This window comes from Mycobacterium kyorinense (assembly GCF_001672775.1).
GTDB lineage: Bacteria > Actinomycetota > Actinomycetes > Mycobacteriales > Mycobacteriaceae > Mycobacterium > Mycobacterium kyorinense_A.
In genome coordinates this window covers 1-25,149 of record NZ_LZKJ01000170.1, presented here as the reverse complement: position 1 = coordinate 25,149, position 25,149 = coordinate 1, and the positions used below count along the sequence as shown (strand labels likewise).

The window sequence follows — 25,149 nt, the reverse complement described above, 5'->3', positions numbered from 1 at the left end:
GTGCGACTGCGGTCATTGAAGCGCTCTCCTCTACTGGCCGTGACGGGTGGCCCGATCAGACGCTAAGGAGGCGATGTTGCCCGGCAGTCAACCTCGTGTTGCGCTGACGTTACGCGATCCCGTCGGCGGCCGTCGAAACCGGGTCGGTGCCGACCGGTGCATATTGTGGGGCCATGGCCCGCAGCATCGCATCCTGGCTATCCGGCCCCGGGCCGCTGAATTCCGACGGTCAACAGCGGCAATACCCTGGCGAGACGCTGGATTTGCCGGAACGGGGGCCCGGCTCGCTGGCCCGCATGGGGCGCCGGTTGGCGGCACTGCTCGTCGACTGGCTCCTGGCTTACGGACTGGCTGCGCTCGGCCTGACACTCGGGCTCGTCTCGCCCGGCCAACTCTCGACCACGGTACTGGTCATCTGGTTGGTGCTCGGCATGATCGCGGTGCGGTTGTTCGAGTTCACTCCGGGCCAGTTTGCGCTCGGGCTGCGGGTGAAGTCCGTCGATGGGCGGATGCACGTCGGGCTTGGCCGCGCCGCGTTGCGGGGAGTGCTGATCGCGGTCGTCATTCCCGCGTTGTTCGTCGACATCGACGGTCGCGGCCTGCAGGACCGGGTGACCGGCACGGCCGTCGTACGGCGCTAGACCTGTTGCGGCGCTGGGCGTCAGCGCCTGCGCACCGTGCGTTGGACGCCGCGCATCTTGGCTGCGCTGGGCATCGGGCCCTTAGGCAGGGTGGCGGCCCCGGCGCGTGAACCTAGCGCGGTCAGCCGCGACTCCAGCGAGTCCATCTGCTTGACGGTGATGTTCGCCGGCAGCCGGGTCAGGTGGCGCTCGAGCTTGGCCAGCGGAATCTCGCCGTCGCCGTTGCCGACGACGATGTCGTAGATCGGCGTCTCACCCACCAGCCGCGCGGTGCGCTTCTTCTCCTGCGCCAGCAGCGGCTTGATTCTGGTCGCCGACCCCTCCGCGACCAGGATGACCCCGGGGCGACCGATCACCCGGTGCACGGCGTCGAAGCTGCCGGTAGCGGCGACGCCCGGGGTGACGCGCCACTTGCCGCGCAGGTTGTCCAGCGCCCAGGCCGCCGCGCCGGTTTGCCCTTCGGCCTTGCGATACACCGACCGCTGGGCACGCCGACCGAAGATGATGAACGCGACCAACGCACCCAGCACTATGCCCAGCGGGATCATCATCACCATGGTGAACCCGCCAGCAGAGACCCCGACCGCTACGGACAGGCCTACGACCAGGATGAAGGCGCCGATCATGTAGGGCAGCAGGCGTTTGTCCTCTTTGCGCTGCATGGTGAACGCCTGCCATAGCTGGCTGCGGCGCTCCTTGGCCGCGGCCTTGCGGGCCGCCTTCGCCTCGGCTCTGGCGGCCTTGTTCGCCGCTGCGTTACGGGATTTCGCCATGGACTCAGGATACGGGCGGGCTGAACGGGCGCGCCTGCATAGCCTGCTGGTAGAGCCGCCCGGCCCGGTATGACGATCGCACCAGCGGACCGGCCAGCACCCCGCTGAACCCAAGCTGTTCGGCGTGGGCAGCAAGGTCGACAAACTCTTCTGGCCGGACCCAGCGTACGACCGGATGGTGGCGCGCCGACGGCCGCAGATATTGCGTGATCGTGACGATCTCACAGCCGGCGTCGTGCAGGTCGGCCAGCGCGGTGCGCACCTCGTCGATCGTTTCGCCCAACCCGAGGATCAAGTTGCTCTTGGTCACCAGGCCGAACGTCCGCGCCGCGGTGAGCACGTCGAGGCTGCGCTGATAGCTGAATGCCGGCCGGATCCGCTTGAAGATGCGCGGAACCGTTTCGACGTTGTGCGCCAACACTTCTGGACGAGACTCGAACACCTGCTGCAGCCGGGCGGGCACGCCGTTGAAGTCGGGAATCAACAACTCGACACCGGTAAAGGCGTTGAGTGTCTTGATGGCGCGCACGGTCTCTGCGTAGAGCCAGGCGCCGCCGTCGGGCAGGTCGTCGCGGGCCACGCCGGTGACCGTGGAGTAGCGCAGACCCATCGCCTGCACGCTCTCGGCGACGCGGCGTGGTTCGTCGCGATCAAGGGCGGCCGGTTTGCCGGTGTCGATCTGGCAGAAGTCGCAGCGACGCGTGCACTGCTCACCCCCGATCAGGAAGGTGGCTTCGCGGTCTTCCCAGCACTCGTAGATGTTGGGGCAACCGGCTTCCTCGCACACGGTGTGGAGGCCCTCGCGCCGGACCAGGCTTTTGAGTTCCGTGTACTCCGGACCCATCCGCGCGCGCGTCTTGATCCACGGCGGCTTGCGCTCGATCGGGGTCTGTGCGTTGCGCACTTCCAGGCGCAGGAGTTTGCGGCCTTCGGGAGCGACGGTCACGATGCTGATGCTACGCGGGCGCGCCCGGTGGGCTGCCAGCTCAGCGCGAGCCGACCATCCAGGGCGTCGGACACCGCCTCCGCGACCGCCGACCGAACGTCCTCGACGCCGATCCGGCTACCCAATTCGGCGGACAGCGACGTCACTCCGGCGTCGGTGATGCCACACGGCACGATCTGTCCGAACGCGTTCAGGTCACAGTCACAGTTGAGCGCAAAGCCGTGCAGCGTCGTTGCCCGCGACACCCGGACCCCGATGGCGGCGACCTTGCGCGCAGGCCGGCCGCCACCGGCGGGCACCCACACCCCGGAGCGGCCGTCGATTCGCGTCACCGTCAGCCCGAGGCCGGTGCAGACGCTGATCAGCGACTCCTCCAGCCGCCGAACGTAATTGACCACGTCGAGCGGTTCGGTCAGCCCGATGATCGGATAGCCCACGAGTTGTCCCGGGCCGTGCCAGGTGATCTTGCCGCCGCGGTCGGTGTCGACGACGGGTATGCCGTCGGTCGGGCGTTCGTGCGGCAGGGTGCGCCGGCCCGCGGTGTAGACGGAGGGATGTTCCAACAACAGCAGCGTGTCGGGCCCGCCGGCCACTCGGGCCTCGGCCAGTTCGCGCTGCAGTTGCCAGGCGGCCCGGTAGTCCAGGCAGTCCAGCTGCCGAACCTCGATCGGGGCTGGACTGGACCGGATGGAACTCACAGTGGCGAGGCTACTCGGTGCGCCGCTCTCGTTCGCGAGGCAGAAGCTACGGCTGCGATCGGGCCGGCGATCACGACCGTGGCTTCTGTTTCGCGGCGGCCTGGTCAGGCTGCGGCCGGGCGCGTGGTGGCGTATCGCAGCGCCTCACCGATGGTGTTGTGGTCGAACTGGAAACCGGCGCGCTCCAGTGCGCTCGGGATCACCCGCTGACCACACAGCAGGCCCTCGTCGGCGAATTCGCCGAGCACGGCCCGCACCGCGAACCCGGGCAGGCTCAGCGGCGTGGGCCGATGCACCGCGCGGCCCAGCGCGGCGGTGAATTCTGCGTTCGTGACGGGCGCGGGCCCGGTCAGGTTCACCGGCCCGGACAGTGCGCGATTAGCCATGGCGAACTGCAGTGCCCGTACCTCGTCCTCAAGGCTGATCCATGACATGTATTGGCGTCCGTTGCCAAGGCGGGCGCCGAGGCACAGCGAGAATAGTGGTCGCATCCTGCCCAGCGCCCCGCCCGACGGCGCCAGCACCAGGCCGCTGCGGGCCAACACCACACGGACGCCGGCCTGCTGCGCAGGTGCGGTGGCCGCCTCCCAGTCTTCGCACAGCTGCGCCAGGAAACCCTCTCCGGCCGAATCGGTTTCGTTGACGGCGCGATCCTTGGTATTGCCGTAGTAGCCAACCGCGCTGGCGTTGACCAGTACTCCGACGCCGGCTTCAACGACCGCGGCCGACAGCACTTCGGTGGGTGTGATGCGGCTGTCCCGCAACTCCTGTTTGAAGGCGCCCGACCAACGTCGCGCCCCGATGTTGATCCCGCACAGGTTGACCACCGCGTCGACGCCCCGCAGCGCTGACGGGTCGAACTCGCCGCTGTCGGGATCCCAGCGCACTTCGCCGCCGTTGGCCGGCGCTCTGCGCACAATCCGCAGCACTTGGTGATCGGCGCTGCGCAGCGCGGCCACCAGAGCCGAGCCGATCAGCCCGGACGAACCCGCGACCGCGACGACTGATTTGGCCACGACGTCACAACCCCAGGTCGGCCTCGAACGCTCCCTCTTCGAGCCGATGCTTGATGGTGGTCAGGAAGCGTCCGGCGTCAGCACCGTCGATCAGTCGGTGGTCGTAAGTCAATGGCAGATAGCAGATCGACCGCACCCCGATGGATTCGTTACCGGTGTCATCGACGACGACCCGCGGCCGTTTGACGATGGCACCGGTGCCCAGCATGGCGGCCTGGGGCGGCACCAGGATCGGGGTGTCCAGCAGCGCTCCCTGGCTGCCGATATTGGTGATGGTGAACGTTCCGCCGGACAATTCGTCGGGTTTGAGGTCCCCGGAGCGAGCCCGGCCAGCGATATCCGCAATCGCACGGGCCAGCCCGGCCAGTGACAAATCGCCCGCGTTGTGGATGACGGGGGAGAGCAGGCCTTGTTCGGTGTCGACGGCGAAGCCAAGGTGTTCGGCGTCGTAGTAGGTGATCTCCTTGGTCTGCTCGTTGTAGCTGGCGTTGATGTTGGGATGCGTCTTCAACGCGTCGATCACAGCGCGGGCGATGAACGGCAAAAAGGTCAGGTTGACGCCCTCGCGTTCGGCGAACGCGGCTTTGGCTCTGGTCCGCAGCGCCACGATTCGGGTCATGTCGACCTCGTGGGTCTGGGTCAGCTGAGCGGTAGCCTGCAGCGATTCGCGGGTCTTGGCGGCGGTGATCTGGCGGATCCGGCTGGCTTTCGCGGTGGTTCCGCGCAGATGCGCCAGCGCCGGTGCCGGCGTAGGGGCAGGCGGTGTCGGGGCCGCGGTCGGGGCGGGCGCGGCCGGCGCTGGCGTCGGTGCTTTCTTCGCTTCGGCGGCGGCCAGCACGTCCTGTTTGCGGATCCGTCCGCCGACCCCGGTGCCGCTGACTTGTGCAAGGTCAATGTTGTTGTCGGCAGCCAACTTTCGCACCAGCGGGGTGACGTAGGGCGTACCGGGTGTGCTGGCTGCCGGTGCGGCGTCGGGTTGCGGCCGCGCCGGGGTGGGCTCGGGCTTGGGCTGAGGTTTCGGCGCGGGCTCGGGTTGCGGCGCAGCTGCCGGCTCGGGTTTGGGCTGCGGCCGCGGTTCAGGTTTGGGCTGTGGCTGTGGTTCGGGCGCCGGTGCGGCGGCCGGCGCGGGCGCGCCGGTCCCGATCTTGGCCAGCTCCCCGCCGACCGAGACGGTGACGTCCTCCTCGGCGGTGATGCTGACCAGCGTGCCGGCCACCGGCGACGGTATTTCGGTGTCGACTTTGTCGGTGGACACTTCCACCAGCGGCTCGTCGACATCCACGGTGTCGCCAACCTTTTTCAGCCAACGGGTCACCGTGCCCTCGGTCACTGATTCACCGAGTTCGGGCATCAGCACCGGGGTAGTGGTGCCGCCCTCGCCGTTGGACGATGCTGCCGCCGGCTGCGGCTCGGGCTGCGCCTGCGGCTGCGGCTCGGGCTGCGCTTGCGGCTGCGGCTCGGGCTGCGCCTGCGGCTCGGGCTGCGCTTGCGGCTGCGGCTCGGCGGCCGGTTCGGGCGGTGTCTCCGCGGCGGGCTGCTCGCCGGCAGCTTCGTCGGCGCCGCCAATGATGGCCAACTCGCCGCCCACCTCGACGGTGTCGTCTTCCTGAGCGACGATCTTGGTCAATACACCCGCCGCCGGCGAGGGGATCTCGGTGTCGACCTTGTCGGTGGAGACCTCCAACAGCGGTTCGTCGACTTCGACGGTGTCGCCTTCTTGCTTGAGCCAGCGGGTGACCGTCCCCTCGGTAACGCTCTCACCGAGTGCCGGCATCTGGACTGAGAAGGCCATCGTCGTTGACTCCTCGATCGATCGGTCGGTCGGCACGGGGCCACCGCTGGCTTACCAACGTCTGGATAGCCGGGGTGCGCACCCAACTGGATGTCGAAACCATCCTGTCACTACGGCGTTGCCGCCACACGCCCAGGGCAGAATGCGCAGCGAGCGTGTCGGGCGGACACGATTGCGCGATGTCGACTGTCCACTTTGCGGGACGCCGAGTCTGGAAGTCGGACGTCGGCGAGCAAGCACCCGAAATCAATGGCATCTGCGTGGTTAAAAGTCTAAAAGTCGGATCCAAAAGCTGGATAAGCTGCTCGGCGTGTACCCCGACGACACCGGCAAAGACCTCGCCACGGTTCTCTCCTACTTGGCAGGCCGCCCCTTGAGCAGGGAGCAGATCTGGACCGCGATGGAACTGCCGCGGTCCACTTACTACGACCAGCTGGACAAGGGGACGCTGATTACCGCGGACAACCTGCGCCGCGCCGCGGCCAACCTTGGTATCAACCGGGCCGAGCTGCTGACGCGCTACAGGTTCATCGATCCCGAAGAGGTCACCTCGCTGGCCGAAGAGATCGGCGGCCTGAGCTACCCGCTGCAGATCGCTACGGACGCCGCCGTGACCACGGCGAAACGGCGTCCCAGGGTCGAGGAGTATCAGCCTCGTCTCGACGCGCCGCCGCTGTAGAGTTCCGCGGTCGCCATGGCACTCACCGCTCTCATTGGCATCACGCTCGCGGCAATTTCGTGGAGCCTGTGGATACGACGCGTCACCTGGCACTGCCGCTGGGAGGTAGCCGCCACTCTCAACATCGCGTTGCAGGGCTGCGCGGTCGCGCTGATGTCGCCCCTGGCAGCGAATACTCTCGGGGTCGCACTGCATGACATCACCGGCGAGTGGAATCTGCAGAACTACCTCGGGCACGACTGCTATGTCGTCGCCGCCTCGGCGATCGTCTACAACGCCCTCGGCCGCCTCGCCGACGATGACAACCTGCAGGTGGCGTTCAAGCAGTACGTCGAGCGACCGGCCACGTTGTGTATTCCGCTGTTACTGGCCACCTTTTCGGTGAGCTGCGGCAGCAGGACGTATACCCGGGATTTCTTCGCGTTGCCCACCGATTTCTGGCTGAGCGTGTACTGGCTGCTGCTGTGCGCAACGCTTGCCTACCTGCTGGGCTACGGCGCACGCGCTCTGCTGGTCCTGCGGAAGGACCCGCGGTCGAGGCGTATCGCCACGGTCTATCTGCTGGCTTGTGTCAGCGGAATCATGGCGTGCGTGGTGCGGTTCACCACTGCGCTGATTCCGCCGTTCCAATGCCCGGCAACCGCGGGCCTGGTGTGGTTTTTCGCGTGCGCGTGCGGGGCGGTCTTCGCGGTGACCTCCGCATTGGCGTGGAGGGAAAAGGTCAACTGGTTTCAGCGCTCACCGCTGCACCGCTAGCTATCGCAGATCGCGGCGGACTCTGACGCGTCGGAGACCACTGGCGGGGGTATACGCAGGGGTCAACCCAGTGCGAAAGGACCTCCGCGATGATGGCGACACGAGAACTGTCCGCGACTCGAGATGTTCATGCGTCCTGCCAGCGGGTCTGGGAGGTGCTGGCCGACGGATGGACCTACAGCCAGTGGGTGGTCGGCAATAGCCGCACCCGCGCCGTCGACTCGGATTGGCCACAGCCGGGCGCTGCCATCAGGCACTCGATCGGGGTGTGGCCGTTGGTGATCAACGACCAGACGTCGGTCGAAAGTTGTGTGCCGTTGCAGGAGCTGGTGCTGCGCGCGGGCCTGGGCCCGCTTGGCGCAGCACAAATCACGATGCGGCTGGCCGAGATCCCGGATGGGTGCCGGGTGGAGATGATCGAGGTACCCGCCGAGGGGGCGGTCAACCTCATCCCCGACCGGTTGACGCTGGTGGCGATCCATCCCCGCAACCGTGAGTGCATCTTGCGGTTGGCCGCACTTGCTGAACGGCTGGACCCCAGTCAGGTGAAGTGACGCAGACATGGCCGCTGAGCAATTCGACGCGGTGGTGGTCGGATCGGGGCCGAATGGGCTTGCCGCCGGCGTGACCCTGGCAGAAGCAGGCCGACGGGTCCTCATTCTGGAAGGCTCAGACAAGCCCGGCGGGGGCACCCGATCTGCGCATGTCACCGGCGACGAATCGGTACACGACATCTGCTCAGCGATACACCCGCTGGCGATGGCCTCGCCGGCCTTTCGACGTTGGCCGCTGGCGGATTTCGGTCTTGAATGGATATTTGCGCCGATCGAGGCCGCCCACCCGCTTGATGACGGCACCGCCGTCCCGCTCTACCGTGACGTCAGCCGCGCCGCCGCCGCAATGGGCGCCGACAGCGCCGCGTACGAAGATTTGCTGACTCCGTTGGTGTCCAAGGGAATTGAGCTGTTCGACAGCATCCTCGACCCCTATCCGCCCAAGCATCCGTTGACAGTCGCCAAGTTCGCCCGGTTCGGGATGGCATCGATCGCCGGCTTCTCGAAGCGCCATTTCACCGACGAGCGGGCGCCGGCCCTGCTCGCGGGCATGGCCGCACACTCGTTCATGCCGCTCACTCTCGTCGGTACCGCTGCGGCGGGTCTCATGTTCGCGATAAGCGCGCACCGAACGGGCTGGCCGATGCCTCGCGGCGGATCGCAAAAGATCGCCGATGCGCTACTGGGCTATTTCGAGCACCTTGGCGGCGAGATCCGCTTGGGTCATTGGGTCAGGCGATTGACCGACGTGCCTTCCCATCGCGTGCTGATGCTCGATGTGTCCCCGACGCAAGTGGCAACGATCCTCGGCGACAGTTTGCCCACCTGGTATCGACGGCTGTATTCCAACTACCGGTATGGTCCGGGCCTCTGCAAGGTCGACTACCTCCTGGATGGCCCCATTCCCTGGCGGGCCGACGAATGCAAAGATGCGGCAACCGTGCATCTTGGCGGCACGCTGCAGCAGGTCGCCGCAAGCGAGTCGCTGGTGAACAAGGGTCGGCATGCGCCGAAACCTTTTGTCCTGCTTGCCAATCAGAGCCGCTTCGACTCGACGCGGACCTCGGCCGGTCAAGAGACGGTATGGACGTACTGTCATGTCCCCAATGGATCGACGGTGGACATGTCCGACGCGATCGGCGATCAAGTCGAGCGGTTCGCGCCCGGCTTCAAAGACAGGATCGTCAAGAAGGTGACGACCACCGCCAAGCAGCAGGAGGCCCACAATCCGAACATGTGCGGCGGCGTGATCAACGGTGGCTTGCAGGATCCGCTGCGATACATCGTGAACCTGGCGACCCGGCTACGGCCCTACCGGTTACCCCGCCGTGGCACGTACCTGTGTTCATCCTTCACACCGCCCGGCCCGGGAGTTCACGGGATGCCCGGCTATTTGGCCGCTCGCGGTGCCCTGCGGACCGACTTGGGCTGAACAACCCCGTCGAATGTGGGCTTATGGCACGGTTTTTCGATCGAAGCGTGACATAAGCCCACACTCGCGGGCTGTTAACCGTTCGCGGCGATGTCTTCCAGCACCGCGAACATAGTCCGGGTCGGCACCCCGGTCCCGCCTTTAACGGTGTAACCCCACGGGCTGCCGGTGTTGTACGCCGGGGCGGCCACGTCGATATGCGCCCAGGCCACCCCGTCGGCGACGAATTCACGCAAGTACACTCCCGCGACCAGCATTCCGGCGAAGCGCTGCCCACTGACATTGGCCAGATCAGCCACCGTCGACTTCAAGTCGTCCTTGAGTTCGTCGGGCAGCGGCATGGCCCAACCGTTTTCCCCGACCGCCTGCGAGATGGCGGCCACCCGATCGCGGAACTCGTCGCTGCCCATCACGCCGGGAGTGCGGGCACCCAGCGCCACGGTCTGCGCGCCCGTCAGCGTCGACGTCTCGATCAGATAGTCGGGGTCGTCCTCGCAGGCCCGGACGATGGCATCGGCCAGGATCAGCCTGCCCTCGGCGTCGGTGTTGAGCACCTCCACGGTGGTGCCGCCGTATTGGGTCAGCACGTCACCGGGACGCTGCGCGGTCGCCGACGGCATGTTCTCCGCCATCGGCACGGTGGCGATCACCTCGATAGGCAACTTCAGTTGCGCGGCAAGCGTCACCGTCGCGATGACGGCTGCGGCACCGCCCATGTCGGAGGTCATGTGGTGCATGGACGCCGCCGGCTTGATCGAGATGCCGCCGGTGTCAAAGGTGATGCCCTTGCCGACCAGGGCGACTTTTTTAGCCGGCTTGGACGGGCGGTAGCGCAGCCGCACCAGCCGCGGCGGGCGCGACGAGCCCTTGCCGACCCCGATCACCCCGCCGTAGCCGGCTTTTTGCAGCGCCTTCTCGTCGAGCACTTCCACCTCGAGGCCGACCGACTCGCCTAAAGCCTTTGCCCGGCTGGCGAATTCGGCGGGAAAGAGGTGACTGGGCGGGGTGTTGACGAAGTCGCGAGCGGTGGCCACGGCGGTCGCGACCGCCGTGGCGTGCGAGGCTTCGGTTTTGGCGGCCTTGGCCGTAGAGAGAACGGTGAGCTTGCGCAGACCACGGTCTTTCGGCGCCGTCTTGCCGCTGCGGAAGTCGGTGAAGCGGTAACCGCCCAGGATCAGCCCTTCCACGGCGGCGGCCAGGTGCAGCCCGCTCAGGGTGGTGATGACGGCCTCGGTGCCGCTCAGCGCGCGCGCCGCCGCGCCCGCGGCACGGCGAATCACCTCGGCGGGCCACTCGTCACGACGTTTACCCAGACCGACGGTGAGCACACTGGCCACTGGCAGCGACTTCACCACCAGCCGATGGGTCTGCTCGTTAGCGCCGGTGGCGTCCAGCGCTCGCAAGGCGCCCTCGATCTCGCTGATCGCGTCGGCGTCCAGGAACGGCTCGGCCGCGGCGATGACCGCGCCGGGCCTGTCCTCGTCACCGGTCGAGACGACCGGCACGACCAAGACGGCCGACGCGGCGCCGCGCTGCGGCAGCGACGACGCGACAGTGACTGCGGGGGACTGGTAGCCGGGTTCGGTGCTCACAGGGCACCACCTTAACGACCGGTGGACAGGCTCACCTCGTACGCCGTTACTGGTTCGTCGAAACCTTTGAGCGTCAACGGTTCCTGTTCGATCACCGGCCAGTCCGGCAGTTCGGCATGGACATCTGCGGCGCTGAGGACCTGTCCCGGGGAGGCGGCAGCAACCAACCGGGCCGCCAGGTTCACCGCATTGCCGTAGTAGTCGCCGTTGATGGCCAGCACCGCCCCGTAAGCCAGACCGGCACGCACCTGTAGCCCGGTTTCCTGCGCCAGCGGGTGACCGACGAGGTCGACTGCCGCCCTGGCCAGCCGTTCAGCGCTCGGGCTCACCCACATCACGGCATCGCCGATGAACTTGACGACCCGTCCACCGTCGGCGTGCACTACATCGGAGACCGTGGCAGAAAAGCCGTTGAGCAGGGTCGACAGCTCGGCGGGCGTGAGCAGTTGAGTCAGCGCAGTAAAGCCGGACAAATCCAGGAAACCCACGCCGCACACCATGCTCGCCGACGGGCCCCCGCCGAGACCTTCCAGGAACGTTCGGGCACTGACCAGGTGGTGGCGGTGCACGGCGTCGATCATGGCGCCGATGCGGGGGATGAGCTCGGTGGTCGTCCGCCAGGCTCGCGCAGTGGCGAGTTCGTCTTGGGTATGCCCCAGCCACACGTCGGGCAGGCTGACCCGGATCATCGACGACTCGGCCTCGGCCAGCCGGGCCATCGTCACACCGAGCACCCGCAAAAAGCCGTCGACGGGCTCGCCGAACTGCGCCCGCATCGCAAACCACGTGCCCAGGCCGTCGACATCGGCCTGGCTCAACGCCGGCGTGTCGCGGCCCCCGACGCACAGGCCGAGCATCGTCCAGGCCTGCTCGACTTCCTCGACCGCGACGTTGAGCGCGTCGGCGGCGCTTTGCAAGCTGTAGATCGGCGGGCCCGACCATCCCAGCACGTCACCGGCAAGGCCGAACAGGCGCCCGCGACGCTCGGCTTCGACCATGTCGTCCGCGGTGAACCCCAGGTCATCGAGGTATTGGATGAGCGACGCCCGGTTACGCGCGTCGGCGAGTCCGGCAGCTTCCAGCGCATCGAAATCGACCACCTGATTAGTGTGGGGCATCGTGCGCGCCGCGAAGCCGGGGACGCGCGATTAGGAGGAGCGGCGCAGAATGCCCGAAGAGTTGCAGCACGGACCGCTGGAAGACCGCCACCGTGAGCTGGGCGCCAGCTTCGCCGAGTTCGGCGGGTGGCTGATGCCGGTGTCGTATGCCGGCACGGTCAGCGAGCACACCGCCACCCGGACGGCCGTCGCACTGTTCGATGTCAGCCACCTTGGTAAGGCGTCGCTGCGCGGGCCGGGCGCCGCGCAATTCGTCAATGCCGCACTCACCAACGACCTGGGCCGCATCGGGCCGGGCAAGGCGCAATACACGTTGTGCTGCACCGAATCCGGCGGCGTCATCGATGATCTGATCGCCTATTACGTCGCCGACGACGAGATCTTTCTGGTGCCCAACGCCGCCAACACTGCCGCGGTGGTTGCCGCGCTGCAGCAGGCGGCCCCGGCGGAGCTCACGATCAGCGACGAGCACCGCAGCTATGCGGTGCTGGCGGTGCAGGGCCCGCGCTCGACCGAGGTTCTCGACGAACTGGGGCTACCGACCGGCATGGACTACATGGGATATGCCGATGCGGAATTCTCCGGGGTGCCGGTGCGGGTGTGCCGCAGTGGATACACCGGTGAGCACGGTTATGAGCTGTTGCCGCCGTGGGAGTCGGCGGGTGTGGTGTTCGACGCGTTGGTGGCCGCGGTCCGCCGAGCCGACGGCCAACTGGCCGGCCTGGGTGCCCGCGACACGCTGCGCACCGAAATGGGTTATCCGTTGCACGGCCACGAGTTGTCGGCCGACATTTCGCCGTTGCAGGCCCGCTGCGGCTGGGCGATCGGCTGGAAGAAGGAGGCTTTCTTCGGCCGCGACGCACTGCTGGCCGAGAAGTCGGCCGGTCCTCAGCGGGTGGTGCGCGGGCTGCGTGCAGTCGGCCGTGGTGTGCTGCGGCCCGACCTGACGGTGAGCGACGGTGACCGCAAGGTCGGCGTCACCACGTCGGGAACCTTTTCACCGACGTTGAAAGTCGGTATCGCGCTGGCGCTCATCGACACCGACGCAGACGTCCAGGACGGTCAGCATCTGAGCGTCGACGTCCGTGGCCGCGCCGTCGAATGCGAAGTAATCCGACCGCCGTTCGTCGAACCAAAGACTCGCTAGCGCCCGGATATACAATCGCCCCATGACCAGCGGCCGCCTCGAGTTCACGGTTTCGCGCACCGCAAACCCGACCAGCGACCAGGTGCGCCAATCGATCCTGGCCGATCCTGGGTTCGGCAGGTACCACACCGACCACATGGTGTCGATCGACTACACCGACGGCCAGGGTTGGCATGACGCGCAGGTGATCGGTTACGGCCCCATCGAACTGGACCCGTCGGCGATCGTGCTGCACTACGCGCAAGAAGTGTTCGAAGGGCTCAAGGCGTATCGGTGGGCGGACGGCTCGATCGTGTCGTTTCGGCCCGATGCCAACGCCGCCCGGATGCGGGCGTCATCGCAGCGGATTGCGATCCCCGAGCTTCCCGACGAGGTGTTCATCGAATCGCTGCGGCAACTGATCGCCGTCGACGGGGGATGGGTGCCCCCCGCCGGTGGCGAGGAGTCGTTGTATTTGCGGCCGTTCGTGATTGCCACCGAGCCGGGACTGGGTGTGCGCCCGGCCAAACAGTATCGGTATCTGGTGCTGGCCTCGCCGGCCGGCGCGTACTTCCCGCGGGGGATCAAACCGGTCACCGTGTGGGTGTCGACGGAATACGTCCGGGCCAGCCCCGGCGGCACCGGCGCGGCCAAATTCGGCGGCAACTACGCCGCGTCGCTGGTGGCTCAGGCCCAAGCCGCCGAGCATGGCTGCGACCAGGTGGTGTGGCTCGACGCGGTGGAACGCCGCTACATCGAAGAGATGGGCGGGATGAACATCTTCTTCGTGTTCGGCAGCGGCGGATCGGCGCGCCTGGTCACCCCCGAGCTGTCCGGCTCGCTGCTGCCGGGCATCACCCGAGATTCGTTGCTGCAGTTGGCAACCGATGCCGGCTTTGCCATCGAGGAACGCAAGATCGACATCGACGAGTGGCAAAAGAAGGCGGCTGCAGGTGAGATCACCGAAGTGTTCGCCTGCGGTACGGCCGCCGTGATCACTCCGATCGCACACGTCAAGCACGGCGACGGCGAGTTCACCATCGCCGACGGCGAACCCGGCGAAATCACGATGGCGCTGCGCGACACGTTGACCGGCATTCAGCGCGGCACGTTCGCCGACACCCATGGGTGGATGTCGCGGCTGGGCTAGCCTGCCGCCAGCAGCACCGCACTCACCGTCGTGGTCAGTTCGATCGCGGCACCCAGGACATCACCGCTGATGCCACCGAACCGGCGCACGCAGTGGGCCACCAGAACCGCACTCGCGCACAGCGCCACCAGCACCGCCACCGGCCCCTGCCACAGCCGTGGCGTCGCCCACAGCGACGCCACCACCAGCACTGCAATCCAGACCAGCACCGCCGCCGCGGGCTGGGTGGCGGCCACCCGGGCGCCCAGCGTGCTGCCCTCGGCCGCGGGCACCGACCGGCGGCAGGCCAGCACCGCCGCAACCCGGCCGGCGGCCACAGCGACGACAATGCCGAGCGCGCTCGACGACGCAAAAGCCAAGCCTTGCAACATAATCACCACGACGACGGCGGCGATACCGAACGGGCCGGTCGACCCGTCGCGCATGACCTGCAGCGCGCGTTGCGGCGGCCCATAACAGCCCAGCCCGTCGGCAGTGTCGGCCAGGCCGTCGATGTGCAGCCCACGGGTGGCCGCGAGCAGGGCAACTACTGCGAGCAGACCCGCCAGCGGGCTGCAAGCCCCGAACGCCAGCCCGCCACCCCACGCCACGCCGGCGGCCAGGCCCCCTAACGCGGCGCCGACCACCGGCAGCGCGCTCACCGCCGCCCCGCCCACCGGCCGGTCCGCCGCACCAGGCAGCGGGACGACAGTCCCGAAGCCGAAAGCGGTTGCCAGCGAGCGGATCACGATGGATGCTTGTCGGCGCGGCCGGAAACGCCGGCAGTTGCGAAGGTCGCCATCGACGACAGGGCGGCGACCGAGGCTCGCAGCACCGGCAGCGCCGCCGCTGCCCCGGTGCCTTCCCCTAACCGCATGCGCAAGTCGAGGATGGGCTCGAGTTCCAACTGAGCCAGCGCCAGCTGGTGCGCCGGTTCGGTGGACCGGTGACCGGCCTGCCACCACAACCGCGCGCCCGGCGCCAACCGGTCGGCGATCAGCGCGGCCGCGGTGACCGCGAGACCGTCCAGCATCAATGGGGTGCGCCGGACCGCGGCCTGCGCGCAGAAGCCGCTCATCGCGGCCAGGTCGGCGCCGCCGCAACACCGCAGCAGTGCAACCGGATCCGAGCGCACCCGCTGGGCGCGGAACAGCGCGTCGCGGACCGCCGCCGTCTTGCGCGCCCAGCCGGCATCGTCGATGCCCGTTCCGTAGCCGACCGCCGTGACCGGCTCGGTCCCGGTCAACGATGCCACCAAAACGGTTGCCGCCGTGGTGTTCCCGATACCCATGTCGCCGACGATCAACAGGTCGGCGCCGGCGTCGACCTCCTCGTCGGCGATTCGCCGGCCGGCGTTGATCGCGGCCGTGGTTTCCTCGTCGGTCAACGCGTCCTGCACCGCGATGTCGCCGCTGCTGCGGCGCACCTTATGAGCGCCGATCTGCGGCGACAGCGGATCGGCGTCCACGGCGAGGTCGGCGACCCGCACGGTCGCCCCGGCGACCTCGGCGAAGGCGTTGATCGCCGCGCCGCCGGCGTCGATATTGGCGACCATCTGGGCGGTCACCTCCGGCGGGTATGCCGATACGCCCGACCGCGCCACACCGTGGTCACCGGCAAAGACGACCACCCGGGCGCGCTCGAATTGCTTTGGCGGACAATGGCCCTGGCACGACGCAACCCAGATCGCCAAGTCCTCGAGGCGACCCAGCGACCGCGCCGGCTTGGTCAGGGTGTCCTGTCGCGCCCGGGCCGCCGCGGCCGCATCCTCGTCGGGGGGCGTCACCGGCGGAAAGGTCATCAGAACCCCGAGGGCTTGCTCGGCACCGGCGGCGGTCAGGCGACGCTGTCGCCGCGCTTGACCTGAGGCCGAGGAGCTCGCATCCGGCGCATCTGCGAAGCCCGGCCCGCCGCGTAAAGACCTAACTTCCAACGGCTTTCGGTGTTGTCAGGGAATTTCTCGTCAACCATCCTGGTGACCTTGCGGCCCAGGATGACCCCGTCGATCATCATCAGAGCCATCAACGCCAGCATCGCGGGCGACATGTACAGTTGCAGCTGCGGTACGCCGAACATGACGAACATCAGCGTCAACGCCAACGGCATGAACAACCCCAGCACGTTGCGCCGAGAATCCACCACGTCGCGGGCGAACCGGCGCACCGGGCCCCGGTCGCGGGGCAGCAGATAGGCCTCGTCGCCGGCCATCATCCGGTCCCGCCGATCGGTCATCTGCGCGCGGCGTACGGTCCGCTCAGCGCGCCGCTCCTCGCGGGACAGCTTCGGGCCGGCCATCGCCTTGCGCCGCGCCCGGGCCTCCGCAGCGGTCATCGGCGCCGGCGCGACCGGGCCGCGCCGCTTGTTGGTTCGTTTGGGCGTGGGCCGCCCCTTGGGCGCGGTGGTGCGGGATTGACGAGCGCTCCCAGCGGTGACGACGGTGTCGGGGTCCGCCGGTGCCTCGTTGTCCTCCGCGGCGACACCGGCGTCCTTCTTGCGGCCCAGCAGCTTCACAGTCGCCAGGCTACTTCGCAGCCGGTTTCGATCGGTAAACAGTCGTCGACGAGCAGATCTGGCAGTGAGCCCTTACGCTCGCTGAGATGAGCGGCCCGGATGCGCTGCGCGTGCTGATCGCCCCCGATAGTTATGGCGACACGTTGACCGCCGTGCAGGCCGCAGCTGCCATCGCCACCGGCTGGAACCGGACGCGGCCACACGATCAGTTCACGATCGCGCCACAGTCCGACGGCGGGCCGGGTTTCGTGACGGTATTGGCCGAGCGGCTGGGTGAGCGGCGCCGGCAACGGGTCGCCGGCCCGCTAGACGACGACGTCGACGCCGACTGGGTATTCGATCCGGCATCGGCGACCGCCTATCTGGGCTGCGCGGAAGCCTGCGGTCTGGCACAGCTGGGCGGTCCGCCGACACCGCAGACCGCGCTGGCCGCCGACAGCAAGGGAGTCGGCCAGCTCATCGCGGCGGCGCTGGGGGCCGGCGCCACGCGCGTCGTCGTCGGGCTGGGCGGCAGCGCGAGCACCGACGGTGGTCGCGGACTCATCGACGAACTCGGCGGCCTGGATGTCGCGCGACAACGGCTGGCCGGGGTGGAGCTGGTCGCGGCCTCGGACGTTGAATACCCGCTGCTGGGGCCGTGGGGCGCCGCGCGGGTTTTCGGACCGCAGAAAGGCGCCGACGCTGAGACGGTCGTCACGCTGGAACAGCGGCTCAGCGACTGGGCGGCCGAACTGGATGCGGCGGCCGGACGCCAGGTGAGCGCCGAGCCGGGCGCCGGTGCGGCGGGCGGGATCGGGGCGGCATTGCTGGCGCTGGGCGGGCAACGCGAATCGGGGGCCGCGATCATCGCCGAGCACACCGGGCTGGCCGACGACCTTGCCGCCGCAGACGTCGTCGTCACAGGTGAAGGCCAGCTCGACGAGCAATCACTGCACGGCAAGGTCGTCGGGGCGCTGGCCGCCGCCGCCCGCGCGCGGCAGATCCCGGTGCTGGTACTGGCCGGCCAGGTGGGTCTCGACGGCTTCACGCAGCGATCGGCGGGCATAACGGCCGCGTACGCGATCGCCGACTACGCCGGGTCGGTCCGGCTTGCGCTTGTCGACGCGGCCAACCAGCTGATGGGTTTGGCGTCGGAGGCAGCCGCGCAACTCGGGAATAGCGGCCGAACAAGGTACCTTTGACTAGGTGGGTTTTTTTATCGGGCGCTCAGCGCCGACCGGACCCATCCCAGTGATTTGGCACGTAGGCAGATATAGGGAGACGCAATGACTGTTCAGGACCAGTCGACCGCCACTACCCACGGCGTGATCTTGACCGACGCCGCCGCGGCCAAGGCGAAGTCACTGCTGGACCAGGAGGGCCGCGACGATCTGGCGCTGCGTATCGCGGTTCAGCCGGGCGGGTGCGCCGGTCTGCGGTACAACCTGTTCTTCGACGACCGTTCCCTCGACGGTGACCTGACCGCGGAGTTCGGTGGGGTGACGCTGGCTGTCGACCGGATGAGTGCTCCCTACCTGCAAGGTGCCTCGATCGACTTCGTCGACACGATCGAAAAGCAGGGCTTCACCATCGACAACCCCAACGCGGGTGGTTCGTGCTCCTGCGGCGACTCGTTCAACTGAGGCCGTCGTCGTCAGTGGGTTAGTAGCTACCCGCTGTTCGCAGCACGTATGAGCACACCCGGACTTGGTTGTGCTGGTACAACAACTGTGCGATGCCCTGCACCTCGTCGCGCGGCGGCCCGCCGGTCGCTGGGGTGACCCGCATGGTGAACAGCACCTGCGCCTGGTAGTTCGACCAGTAGACGATCTTGTCGATCGAGGTCACCTGGGCGGCGGAGAACTGCTTGCGGAACGCGTCGCTGGACAGTTTGGCCAGCGCCTCGTCGGGCCGTCGGTCCCGGACGGCGTCGTAGATGCCGCACAGCGTGTTGCGGGCGATCGCTTCGGTATCGCGGTGCTGCAGCGCGTCCAGATAGCCCTGGATCGCCGTTCTAGCCGTCGCCTCGGAAAATACGGCTCCGCTGGTGGCCGATTTGTCGCTGCGTACCCCGTACACGATCGCTGCGGTCATTGCGGCGATCAGCGCCCCGGCCACCACCGCGCCGATGACCCAGCGTCGCCGCTGGCGCCTCGGATAGGGCACCGGCGGCGGCAGTTGGCCCGGGTAGGCCGCCGCGGGCGGTGCTGCCTGAGTTTCTGAGCCGGGCTGCTCGGGCGGCATGGGAATCGGCTGACTGGGATGCGGATCGGTGAACGGCGGCCCGTCGGCGCCGAGAGGATGGTTCGGCGAGTAGGGACCGGGCATCAAAGGTTCTCCTACGCTGTGGATGAGACCGCGGACGGTCGCCGTCAGCAGCCATCGGGTTGCTGTAGGCAGGCTAACGCACCCCCGAGGGCTGGCCACGGTGTAACGGCCACCGCTACCGCGCGTAGTCTTCGCTAGACGAGCTTAGAAATTGAAGGGTGGATTTTTCGTGACGATTGCGGTGACCGGTTCGATTGCAACTGACCATTTGATGCGCTTTCCGGGCCGGTTCTCCGAACAACTGCTCGCCGACCACCTGCAGAAGGTTTCGCTGAGCTTTCTGGTCGACGATCTGGTGATCCACCGCGGCGGGGTGGCCGGCAACATGGCGTATGCCATCGGCGTGCTGGGCGGTGACGTCGCGCTGGTGGGCGCGGCCGGCGACGACTTCGGCGACTACCGCGAGTGGCTGCAAAGCCACGGCGTCAAGTGCGACAACGTGTTGATCTCGACCACGTCGCACACCGCGCGCTTCGTCTGCACCACCGACACCGAGATGGCCCAGATCGCCTCGTTCTACCCGGGCGCTATGTCCGAGGCGCGGGACATCTCCCTGGCCAAGGTCGTCGACGACATCGGCACACCGGAATTGGTGATCGTCGGGGCCAACGACCCGGAGGCGATGTTCTTGCACACCGAGGAGTGCCGCAAGCTCGGGCTGGCCTTCGCCGCCGATCCGTCTCAGCAGTTGGCCCGGCTGACCGGCGAGGAAATCCGCCGGCTCATCGACGGCGCCACCTACCTGTTCACCAACGACTACGAATGGGATCTGCTGCTGTCCAAGACCGGCTGGACCGAGGCCGAGGTGATGGCGCAGGTCGGCCTGCGGGTGACCACGCTGGGCGCCAAGGGCGTCGACATCGTCGACCGCGACGGCACCACCATCCACGTCGGTGTGGTGCCCGAGACCAGCCAGGTCGACCCCACCGGCGTCGGCGACGCATTCCGGGCCGGCTTTTTGACCGGCCGCAGCGCGGGCCTCGGCTTGGAGCGTTCTGCTCAGCTGGGATCGCTGGTCGCGGTGCTGGTGTTGGAGTCGACCGGCACCCAGGAATGGGACTGGGACCGCGAGACCGCGGTGAGTCGGCTGGCCGGTGCCTACGGCGACGAGGCCGCCGCCGAGGTCGCCACAGCGCTTTCGCGTTGACTCTGCACACATTAGGCAAAAGTGCGAGTAGGACGCCTGGTGGACGCAGAGTCAACGGCTATAGCTGCACCGGGTAGTGCGGCTCGGTGATCTGCGGCACGACACTGTGCTCGACGAAGATCGCGTGCCACAGCATGAAAATCAGCACGGTCCACAGTCGGCGGCTGTGATCGGTTGTGCCGCAACGATGTTCGTCGAGCATCCGGCGCACCGCGGCGCGGTCGACGAGTTCGCCGGCCTGCGACGAGTCGGTCATCGCATAGGCCCACTCGAGTAGTTCGCCGGCGCGCAGCCAGTGCCGGATGGGTACCGGGAAACCCAGCTTGGGCCGGTTGAGCACATGCGCCGGGACGACGGACTCCAGTGCCCGGCGCAGCGCGTATTTCGTTGTGGTGCGGGTGATCTTGGCTTCCAGCGGCAGCCGCGACGCCACCGCGAACACCTCGGAATCCAAAAACGGCACCCGCAGTTCCAACGAGTTGGCCATCGTCATCTTGTCGGCTTTGACCAGGATGTCGCCGCGCAGCCACGTGAACAGGTCGATGTGCTGCATGCGGGCGACCGGATCCCAACCGGCCGATTGGGCATAGATCGGCCCCGTCACGTCGGTGTGGGTCCAGTCCGGACGAAAGCCGGGCAGTACGGCGCGCAGTTGCGCATCGGAGAAACTGCGCGCGTTGCCGTAGTAGCGCTCCTCCAGCGTCAACGATCCGCGGTGCAGCAGACTCTTGCCGCGCATGCCGTCCGGCAGCGGTTTGGACACCTTGCCCATCGACCGTCGCAGCGGGGCGGGCAGATAATTGAAGGGCTTGAGCGACAGCGGCTCCCGATAGATCGTGTAGCCGCCGAACAGTTCGTCGGCACCTTCACCGGAGAGCACCACCTTCACGTGCTTGCGGGCCTCGCGCGCGACGAAGAACAGCGGCACCAGCGCCGGGTCGGCCACCGGCTCGTCGAGGTACCAGACGATCTCCGGCAAGGCGGCGACGAACTCTGCCGGGCTGACCACCTTGGCGATATGCCGTGCACCGATTGCCTCGGCCGATGCGACGGCAACGTCGATCTCGGAGAATCCTTCCCGCTCGAAGCCGGTGGTGAAGGTGATCAGCCGCGGGTTGTGCCGGATCGCCAGCGCCGCGATCGCCGTGGAGTCGATGCCGCCGGACAAAAACGCACCGACGGTGACGTCGGCGCGCATGTGCTTGGCCACCGAATCCTCCAGCACCGCGGTGATCTCGTCGTAACGCGCCTGCGCGGTATCCCGGGTGATCGGGGTAGCGGCGAACCGTGGCTCGAAGTAGCGGGTGACGGTCGGCGACTCTGTTCCGGGGCGCAACCGCAGATAGCACCCCGATTCGAGCCGGCGCACCCCGCGGTGCAGCGTCTCAGGCTCGGGCACGTACTGCAGCACCGTGTAGTGCTGCACGGCCCGAGGGTCGATTCGGGTGTCGAAGCCCACCAAGTCGGCCAGATCCAACAGGCACTTCTTCTCACTGGCCACCGCGGTACCCCCGGATCCGGTCGCCACGAACAGCGGCTTGATACCGAATGGGTCCCGGGCGCAAAACAATTCGCGGGTGACGGTGTCCCACAGCGCAAACGCGAACATGCCGCGCAACCGCGCCAACGCGCCGGGACCCCAGTGGTGGTAGGCGGCGATGATGGCCTCACCGTCACCATCGGTGGTGAACGTGACGCCGTGCTCGGCGGCCAGCTCTGCGCGCAACTCCAGGTAGTTGTAGATTTCGCCGTTGAACACCAGCACATACCGGTCGGGTGTCTCCGGTGGGCCCCAGCGCAGCGGCTGGTGCGAGTGGGCGATGTCGATGATCGACAGCCGGTTGAAGCCCAGTACGACCGTCCCGTCGGGGTCGGCCCACGTCCCCGGCTCGTCAGGTCCGCGGTGACGCATCAGATGCGAGGCGCGGGCGATCGCGTCGGTGGCCCCGACGGCGCCGTCGGACGCGGTAGAACCGGGGGGAACACCGCCGGCCGCGGCAGCCACGAAGGCCAGCAGTCCACACATCGCGCCCAAGTATGCCGCACGCCGGCGAACGGGCTGATCGGGCGACGGGCCGGGGGCAGCGCCAGCACAAAGCGGCGCCGGGGGAGTCTGCGCGGCTCCGCCAGGACGCGTGGTCTACGCTGCGTAGTAGTATTCGACAGCTGCGGCGAGTCTGCCGACTCCCGTCGGCCCAGCTTGTGATACAGGAGGCGCCAACGTGACACTCCGCGGGCCAAGCCGTTCTGCAGGCTCCCGCCGGCTTCGGCTGTTGGTCTTGGCCGGCACGCTGGGCATGCTGGCCGGCACCCTGAGCGGATGCAGTTGGCAGGAGGCGCTGGGATTGGGTTGGCCGCGCGGGATCACTCCCGAGGCCGAGCTCAACCGGCAGCTGTGGGTCGGCGCGGTGATCGCCTCGTTGGTGGTCGGCGTCATCGTGTGGGGCCTGATCTTCTGGTCCGCCGCCTTCCACCGCAAGAAGGCCGGTGACACCGAGCTGCCACGTCAGTTCGGCTACAACATGCCGTTGGAACTGGTGCTGACGGTCACCCCGTTTTTGATCATCTCGGTGTTGTTCTACTTCACCGTGGTGGTGCAGGAAAAGATGATGCACCTGGCGTCCGACCCCGAGGTCGTCGTCGACGTCACGTCGTTCCAGTGGAACTGGAAGTTCGGTTACCAAAAGGTCGATTTCAAGGACGGCACCCTCAAGTACGACGGGGCCGACCCGGCGCGCAAAGCGGCGATGGTGTCCAAACCCGAGGGCAAAGACAAGCACGGCGAGGAACTGGTCGGCCCGGTGCGTGGTCTCAACACCGAGGACCGCACCTACCTCAACTTCGACAAGGTCGAGACGCTGGGGACCAGCACCGAGATCCCGGTCCTGGTGCTGCCCGCGGGCAAGCGGATCGAGTTCCAGCTGGCATCGGCTGACGTCGTGCATGCCTTCTGGGTGCCGGAGTTCTTGTTCAAGCGTGACGTGATGCCCCACCCGGAGGCCAACCACTCGGTGAACAAGTTCCAGGTCGCCGAGATCACCCAAACCGGTGCGTTCGTCGGCCGCTGCGCCGAGATGTGCGGCACCTATCACTCGATGATGAACTTCGAGGTCCGGGTGGTGGCACCCAACGACTTCAAGGCCTACCTGGACCAGCGGATCGCCGGTAAGACGAACGCACAGGCGCTGCAGGCGATCAACCAGTCTCCCGTCGCGGTCACAACGCACCCGTTCGAAACCCGCCGCGGACAGCTGTCGCCGGCGGCGAGCAAGTAGGGACACCTATGCATATCGAAGCCAGGCTGTTCGAATTCATCGCCGCGTTCTTCGTCGTGGTCGCCGTGATCTACGGCGTGCTGACGACGTTGTTCGCCACCGGTGGGGTGGAATGGGCCGGCACCACCGCGCTGGTCCTGACCGCCGGTCTGGCGATCATCGTCGCGACCTTCTTCCGCTTCGTGGCACGCCGGCTCGATACCCGCCCGGAAGACTACGAGGGCGCTGAGATCAGCGACGGCGCAGGCGAATTGGGGTTCTTCAGTCCGCACAGTTGGTGGCCCGTCCTGATCGCTCTGGCGGGCTCGGTGACCGCCGTCGGTATCGGGTTGTGGTTGCCGTGGTTGATCGCCGCCGGGGTGGTGTTCGTCCTCGCGTCGGCAGCCGGCTTGGTCTTCGAGTACTACCTGGGTCCCGAGAAGCACTGACCAGGTCGCTCACAAGGTCACAATCAGGGCATCAGTTGACCCGTCACCAGGTCGCCGGGAATGCCGTGCACCTGCCGGTTGGGTAGGGTTTGCGAGGCACGATGTGGAATTGCGGAACGTGCGCTGGGCAATGCAGGCGCGTTGTCGCCTGCACTGGTGACGTAGTTGGACAGGACAGACGAACATGAGCGGGCCGAATCCCCCAGGACCGGAACCTGACGAACTGGAAACCGGCAGCGAGCTCAGCGACGACGACAACGAATTCAGCGACGAGCACCTGGGAGAGCAGACCGGCGACGCTGACCAGACCAGCCAGACCGACGCCTATTCGCAGGCCTATTCGGCTCCGGAGTCTGAACACTTCACCAGCGGACCTTATGTGCCCGTCGACCTCGACCTCTACGACTACGACAGCTACCACGAGGCCGAGGGGGACGAACCCCACCCGCCACGCTGGCCGTGGGTGGTCGGCGTGGCCGCAATCGTCGCGGCGATCGCCCTGGTGGTCTCGGTGTCGCTGCTGTTTGCCCGCACCGACACGAAGGATCTGGCCACGCCGGAGACTGCGCCCTCGTCCGCACCCCCGATTCAAGACGAGATCACCGTCACCACGCGGCCACGCTGACGCCGATGAGCACCAGCCAGACCGCGGCGCAAACCCCGACTAGAACGCGATCGGCCGTGGTCGACGACGCCATAGTCCACCCGCCTCGGCTGTCCGAATATCTGTTGACCATCAGCAGTTCGTCTGCGGTGCGTTGTTTTCGTTCGACGACAGCACCGCTCCGTCGCTGGTGGTGATCGTGCAGTTGAGCCTGCTGACCCGGAAAAGGCTTGACGCCTCCACTGAGCCGACTTCAGACTGCGAGATCGGCGTGACGGTGATCGACCACGGGATATAGACGTTGTGCTGGGTGCGCCGCCGGCCAGAGGCATCGATGTAGGTCACCGAGATGATGTCCCCGGGCGCCTTGGTACCGGTCACCGAATACGTGACCTGTCGAGGACCGGCCGGAGTGGTGCTCGTCGGTGGTGGCGGCGGTGGCGGAGCAGCTGCCGGCGGCGGCTCCGGTGCCGGGGCCGGTTCCGGCGCAGGAGGCGGCGGAGCCTCGCTGGTGGGCGGTGGCGGCGGCGGAGGCTCACTGGTGGGCGGCACCTGAGCCGCCGCCGGCAGCTGATCCGCGACCGCCCCAGCCACCTCCTACGACACCACTCCGGCCGGTCCTCGA

General features: G+C 67.5%; 24 protein-coding genes and 3 pseudogenes. 13 read left to right on the top strand and 14 right to left on the bottom strand.

Annotated elements, in window-relative coordinates; translation table 11 throughout:
* The first annotated feature begins 173 nt into the window (after positions 1 to 173).
* Complete coding sequence (locus A5707_RS18780; protein WP_065015954.1) at positions 174 to 641, top strand: RDD family protein; 468 nt, start codon at positions 174 to 176, stop codon at positions 639 to 641.
* Between the two features lie 20 nt (positions 642 to 661).
* On the opposite strand, the gene A5707_RS18775 is transcribed toward A5707_RS18780, so the two are convergent.
* From A5707_RS18775 to sucB, 5 genes are all read right to left on the bottom strand, one after another.
* A complete protein-coding gene (locus A5707_RS18775) occupies positions 662 to 1,414 on the bottom strand; it encodes a DUF4191 domain-containing protein (RefSeq protein ID WP_065015953.1) in 753 nt (250 codons plus the stop codon).
* A gap of 4 nt (positions 1,415 to 1,418) precedes the next feature.
* Positions 1,419 to 2,360, bottom strand: a complete 942-nt coding sequence (lipA, locus tag A5707_RS18770; protein WP_065015952.1) for a lipoyl synthase — start codon at positions 2,358 to 2,360, stop codon at positions 1,419 to 1,421.
* Complete coding sequence (lipB, locus tag A5707_RS18765) at positions 2,357 to 3,058, bottom strand: lipoyl(octanoyl) transferase LipB (RefSeq protein ID WP_065015951.1); 702 nt, start codon at positions 3,056 to 3,058, stop codon at positions 2,357 to 2,359. Before lipB ends, lipA begins: the two co-directional genes overlap by 4 nt.
* A 104-nt stretch (positions 3,059 to 3,162) precedes the next feature.
* Positions 3,163 to 4,074 (bottom strand): TIGR01777 family oxidoreductase, encoded by a 912-nt coding sequence (locus tag A5707_RS18760; RefSeq protein WP_065015950.1) that lies wholly within the window; start codon positions 4,072 to 4,074, stop codon positions 3,163 to 3,165.
* Positions 4,075 to 4,078: 4 nt separating this feature from the next.
* Entirely contained in the window at positions 4,079 to 5,866 is a 1,788-nt protein-coding gene (gene sucB, locus A5707_RS18755; protein WP_065015960.1) for a 2-oxoglutarate dehydrogenase, E2 component, dihydrolipoamide succinyltransferase, read from the bottom strand.
* Between the two features lie 310 nt (positions 5,867 to 6,176).
* Between sucB and A5707_RS18750 the strand changes: the two genes are divergently transcribed.
* The 4 genes from A5707_RS18750 to A5707_RS18735 all read left to right on the top strand — a co-directional run bounded on the left by A5707_RS18750 (position 6,177) and on the right by A5707_RS18735 (position 9,287).
* Positions 6,177 to 6,545, top strand: coding sequence for a hypothetical protein (locus A5707_RS18750; RefSeq protein ID WP_065015949.1), 369 nt, complete (start codon positions 6,177 to 6,179; stop codon positions 6,543 to 6,545).
* 15 nt (positions 6,546 to 6,560) lie between these two features.
* Positions 6,561 to 7,301 carry a hypothetical protein gene (locus A5707_RS18745; protein ID WP_065015948.1) on the top strand — a complete coding sequence of 247 codons (741 nt, stop codon included), beginning with the start codon at positions 6,561 to 6,563 and terminating at the stop codon, positions 7,299 to 7,301.
* Between the two features lie 89 nt (positions 7,302 to 7,390).
* Complete coding sequence (locus tag A5707_RS18740) at positions 7,391 to 7,855, top strand: SRPBCC family protein (protein WP_232000759.1); 465 nt, start codon at positions 7,391 to 7,393, stop codon at positions 7,853 to 7,855.
* Between the two features lie 7 nt (positions 7,856 to 7,862).
* Positions 7,863 to 9,287, top strand: coding sequence for a phytoene desaturase family protein (locus A5707_RS18735; protein WP_065015947.1), 1,425 nt, complete (start codon positions 7,863 to 7,865; stop codon positions 9,285 to 9,287).
* 74 nt (positions 9,288 to 9,361) lie between these two features.
* Here A5707_RS18735 and A5707_RS18730 read toward each other — a convergent pair whose 3' ends face one another.
* Positions 9,362 to 10,879: a leucyl aminopeptidase gene (locus tag A5707_RS18730; protein ID WP_065015946.1), complete on the bottom strand. Its 1,518-nt coding sequence runs from the start codon at positions 10,877 to 10,879 to the stop codon at positions 9,362 to 9,364.
* A gap of 11 nt (positions 10,880 to 10,890) precedes the next feature.
* Positions 10,891 to 11,997, bottom strand: a complete 1,107-nt coding sequence (locus A5707_RS18725) for an adenylate/guanylate cyclase domain-containing protein (RefSeq protein ID WP_065015945.1) — start codon at positions 11,995 to 11,997, stop codon at positions 10,891 to 10,893.
* 49 nt (positions 11,998 to 12,046) lie between these two features.
* Between A5707_RS18725 and gcvT the strand changes: the two genes are divergently transcribed.
* Together gcvT and A5707_RS18715 are read left to right on the top strand one after the other, a co-directional pair.
* Positions 12,047 to 13,144 carry a glycine cleavage system aminomethyltransferase GcvT gene (gene gcvT, locus A5707_RS18720; RefSeq protein WP_065015944.1) on the top strand — a complete coding sequence of 366 codons (1,098 nt, stop codon included), beginning with the start codon at positions 12,047 to 12,049 and terminating at the stop codon, positions 13,142 to 13,144.
* A 22-nt stretch (positions 13,145 to 13,166) separates the two neighbouring features.
* Positions 13,167 to 14,273, top strand: coding sequence for a branched-chain amino acid aminotransferase (locus A5707_RS18715; protein ID WP_065015943.1), 1,107 nt, complete (start codon positions 13,167 to 13,169; stop codon positions 14,271 to 14,273).
* On the opposite strand, the gene A5707_RS18710 is transcribed toward A5707_RS18715, so the two are convergent.
* The 3 genes from A5707_RS18710 to A5707_RS18700 are packed head-to-tail and all read right to left on the bottom strand — an operon-like array spanning position 14,270 to position 16,757.
* Positions 14,270 to 15,001 carry an adenosylcobinamide-GDP ribazoletransferase gene (locus A5707_RS18710; RefSeq protein ID WP_065015942.1) on the bottom strand — a complete coding sequence of 244 codons (732 nt, stop codon included), beginning with the start codon at positions 14,999 to 15,001 and terminating at the stop codon, positions 14,270 to 14,272. The two genes, A5707_RS18715 and A5707_RS18710, sit on opposite strands and share 4 nt — an antisense overlap.
* Positions 14,998 to 16,056: a nicotinate-nucleotide--dimethylbenzimidazole phosphoribosyltransferase gene (gene cobT / locus A5707_RS18705; protein ID WP_197495372.1), complete on the bottom strand. Its 1,059-nt coding sequence runs from the start codon at positions 16,054 to 16,056 to the stop codon at positions 14,998 to 15,000. The genes A5707_RS18710 and cobT overlap by 4 nt, the downstream gene beginning before the upstream one ends.
* Before the next feature lie 32 nt (positions 16,057 to 16,088).
* Entirely contained in the window at positions 16,089 to 16,757 is a 669-nt protein-coding gene (locus tag A5707_RS18700) for a DUF3043 domain-containing protein (protein WP_232000761.1), read from the bottom strand.
* Positions 16,758 to 16,867: 110 nt separating this feature from the next.
* Between A5707_RS18700 and A5707_RS18695 the strand changes: the two genes are divergently transcribed.
* Complete coding sequence (locus A5707_RS18695; protein ID WP_065015958.1) at positions 16,868 to 17,944, top strand: glycerate kinase; 1,077 nt, start codon at positions 16,868 to 16,870, stop codon at positions 17,942 to 17,944.
* Positions 17,945 to 18,028: 84 nt separating this feature from the next.
* Positions 18,029 to 18,385, top strand: a complete 357-nt coding sequence (locus A5707_RS18690) for a HesB/IscA family protein (RefSeq protein ID WP_065015939.1) — start codon at positions 18,029 to 18,031, stop codon at positions 18,383 to 18,385.
* Between the two features lie 19 nt (positions 18,386 to 18,404).
* Here the strand turns inward: A5707_RS18690 and A5707_RS18685 are convergent, their stop codons facing one another.
* On the bottom strand, positions 18,405 to 19,070 hold the full coding sequence (locus A5707_RS18685; protein ID WP_065015938.1) for a hypothetical protein: 666 nt from the start codon (positions 19,068 to 19,070) through the stop codon (positions 18,405 to 18,407).
* Positions 19,071 to 19,239: 169 nt separating this feature from the next.
* On the opposite strand from A5707_RS18685, the gene A5707_RS18680 reads away from it, so the two are divergent.
* Positions 19,240 to 20,217, top strand: a complete 978-nt coding sequence (locus A5707_RS18680; RefSeq protein ID WP_065015937.1) for a carbohydrate kinase family protein — start codon at positions 19,240 to 19,242, stop codon at positions 20,215 to 20,217.
* Positions 20,218 to 20,275: 58 nt separating this feature from the next.
* Here the strand turns inward: A5707_RS18680 and asnB are convergent, their stop codons facing one another.
* Positions 20,276 to 22,243, bottom strand: a complete 1,968-nt coding sequence (asnB, locus tag A5707_RS18675) for an asparagine synthase (glutamine-hydrolyzing) (protein WP_065015936.1) — start codon at positions 22,241 to 22,243, stop codon at positions 20,276 to 20,278.
* Between the two features lie 271 nt (positions 22,244 to 22,514).
* Here asnB and A5707_RS18670 point away from each other — a divergent pair, with 271 nt between their 5' ends.
* The 3 genes and pseudogenes from A5707_RS18670 to A5707_RS18660 form a co-directional block, all read left to right on the top strand.
* Positions 22,515 to 23,492, top strand: a complete 978-nt coding sequence (locus A5707_RS18670; protein ID WP_082969552.1) for a cytochrome c oxidase subunit II — start codon at positions 22,515 to 22,517, stop codon at positions 23,490 to 23,492.
* Positions 23,493 to 23,500: 8 nt separating this feature from the next.
* Positions 23,501 to 23,920: a cytochrome c oxidase subunit 4 gene (locus tag A5707_RS18665; RefSeq protein WP_065015934.1), complete on the top strand. Its 420-nt coding sequence runs from the start codon at positions 23,501 to 23,503 to the stop codon at positions 23,918 to 23,920.
* A 184-nt stretch (positions 23,921 to 24,104) separates the two neighbouring features.
* Positions 24,105 to 24,539: pseudogene (locus A5707_RS18660) on the top strand (hypothetical protein); the annotation flags it as partial.
* Here the strand turns inward: A5707_RS18660 and A5707_RS23965 are convergent.
* A pseudogene (locus A5707_RS23965) lies at positions 24,532 to 24,657 on the bottom strand (DUF2561 family protein); the annotation flags it as partial. The pseudogenes A5707_RS18660 and A5707_RS23965 overlap by 8 nt on opposite strands.
* Positions 24,657 to 25,076: pseudogene (locus tag A5707_RS18655) on the bottom strand (MmpS family transport accessory protein); the annotation flags it as partial. The pseudogenes A5707_RS18655 and A5707_RS23965, both read right to left, overlap by 1 nt.
* Between the last annotated feature and the right edge of the window lie 73 nt (positions 25,077 to 25,149).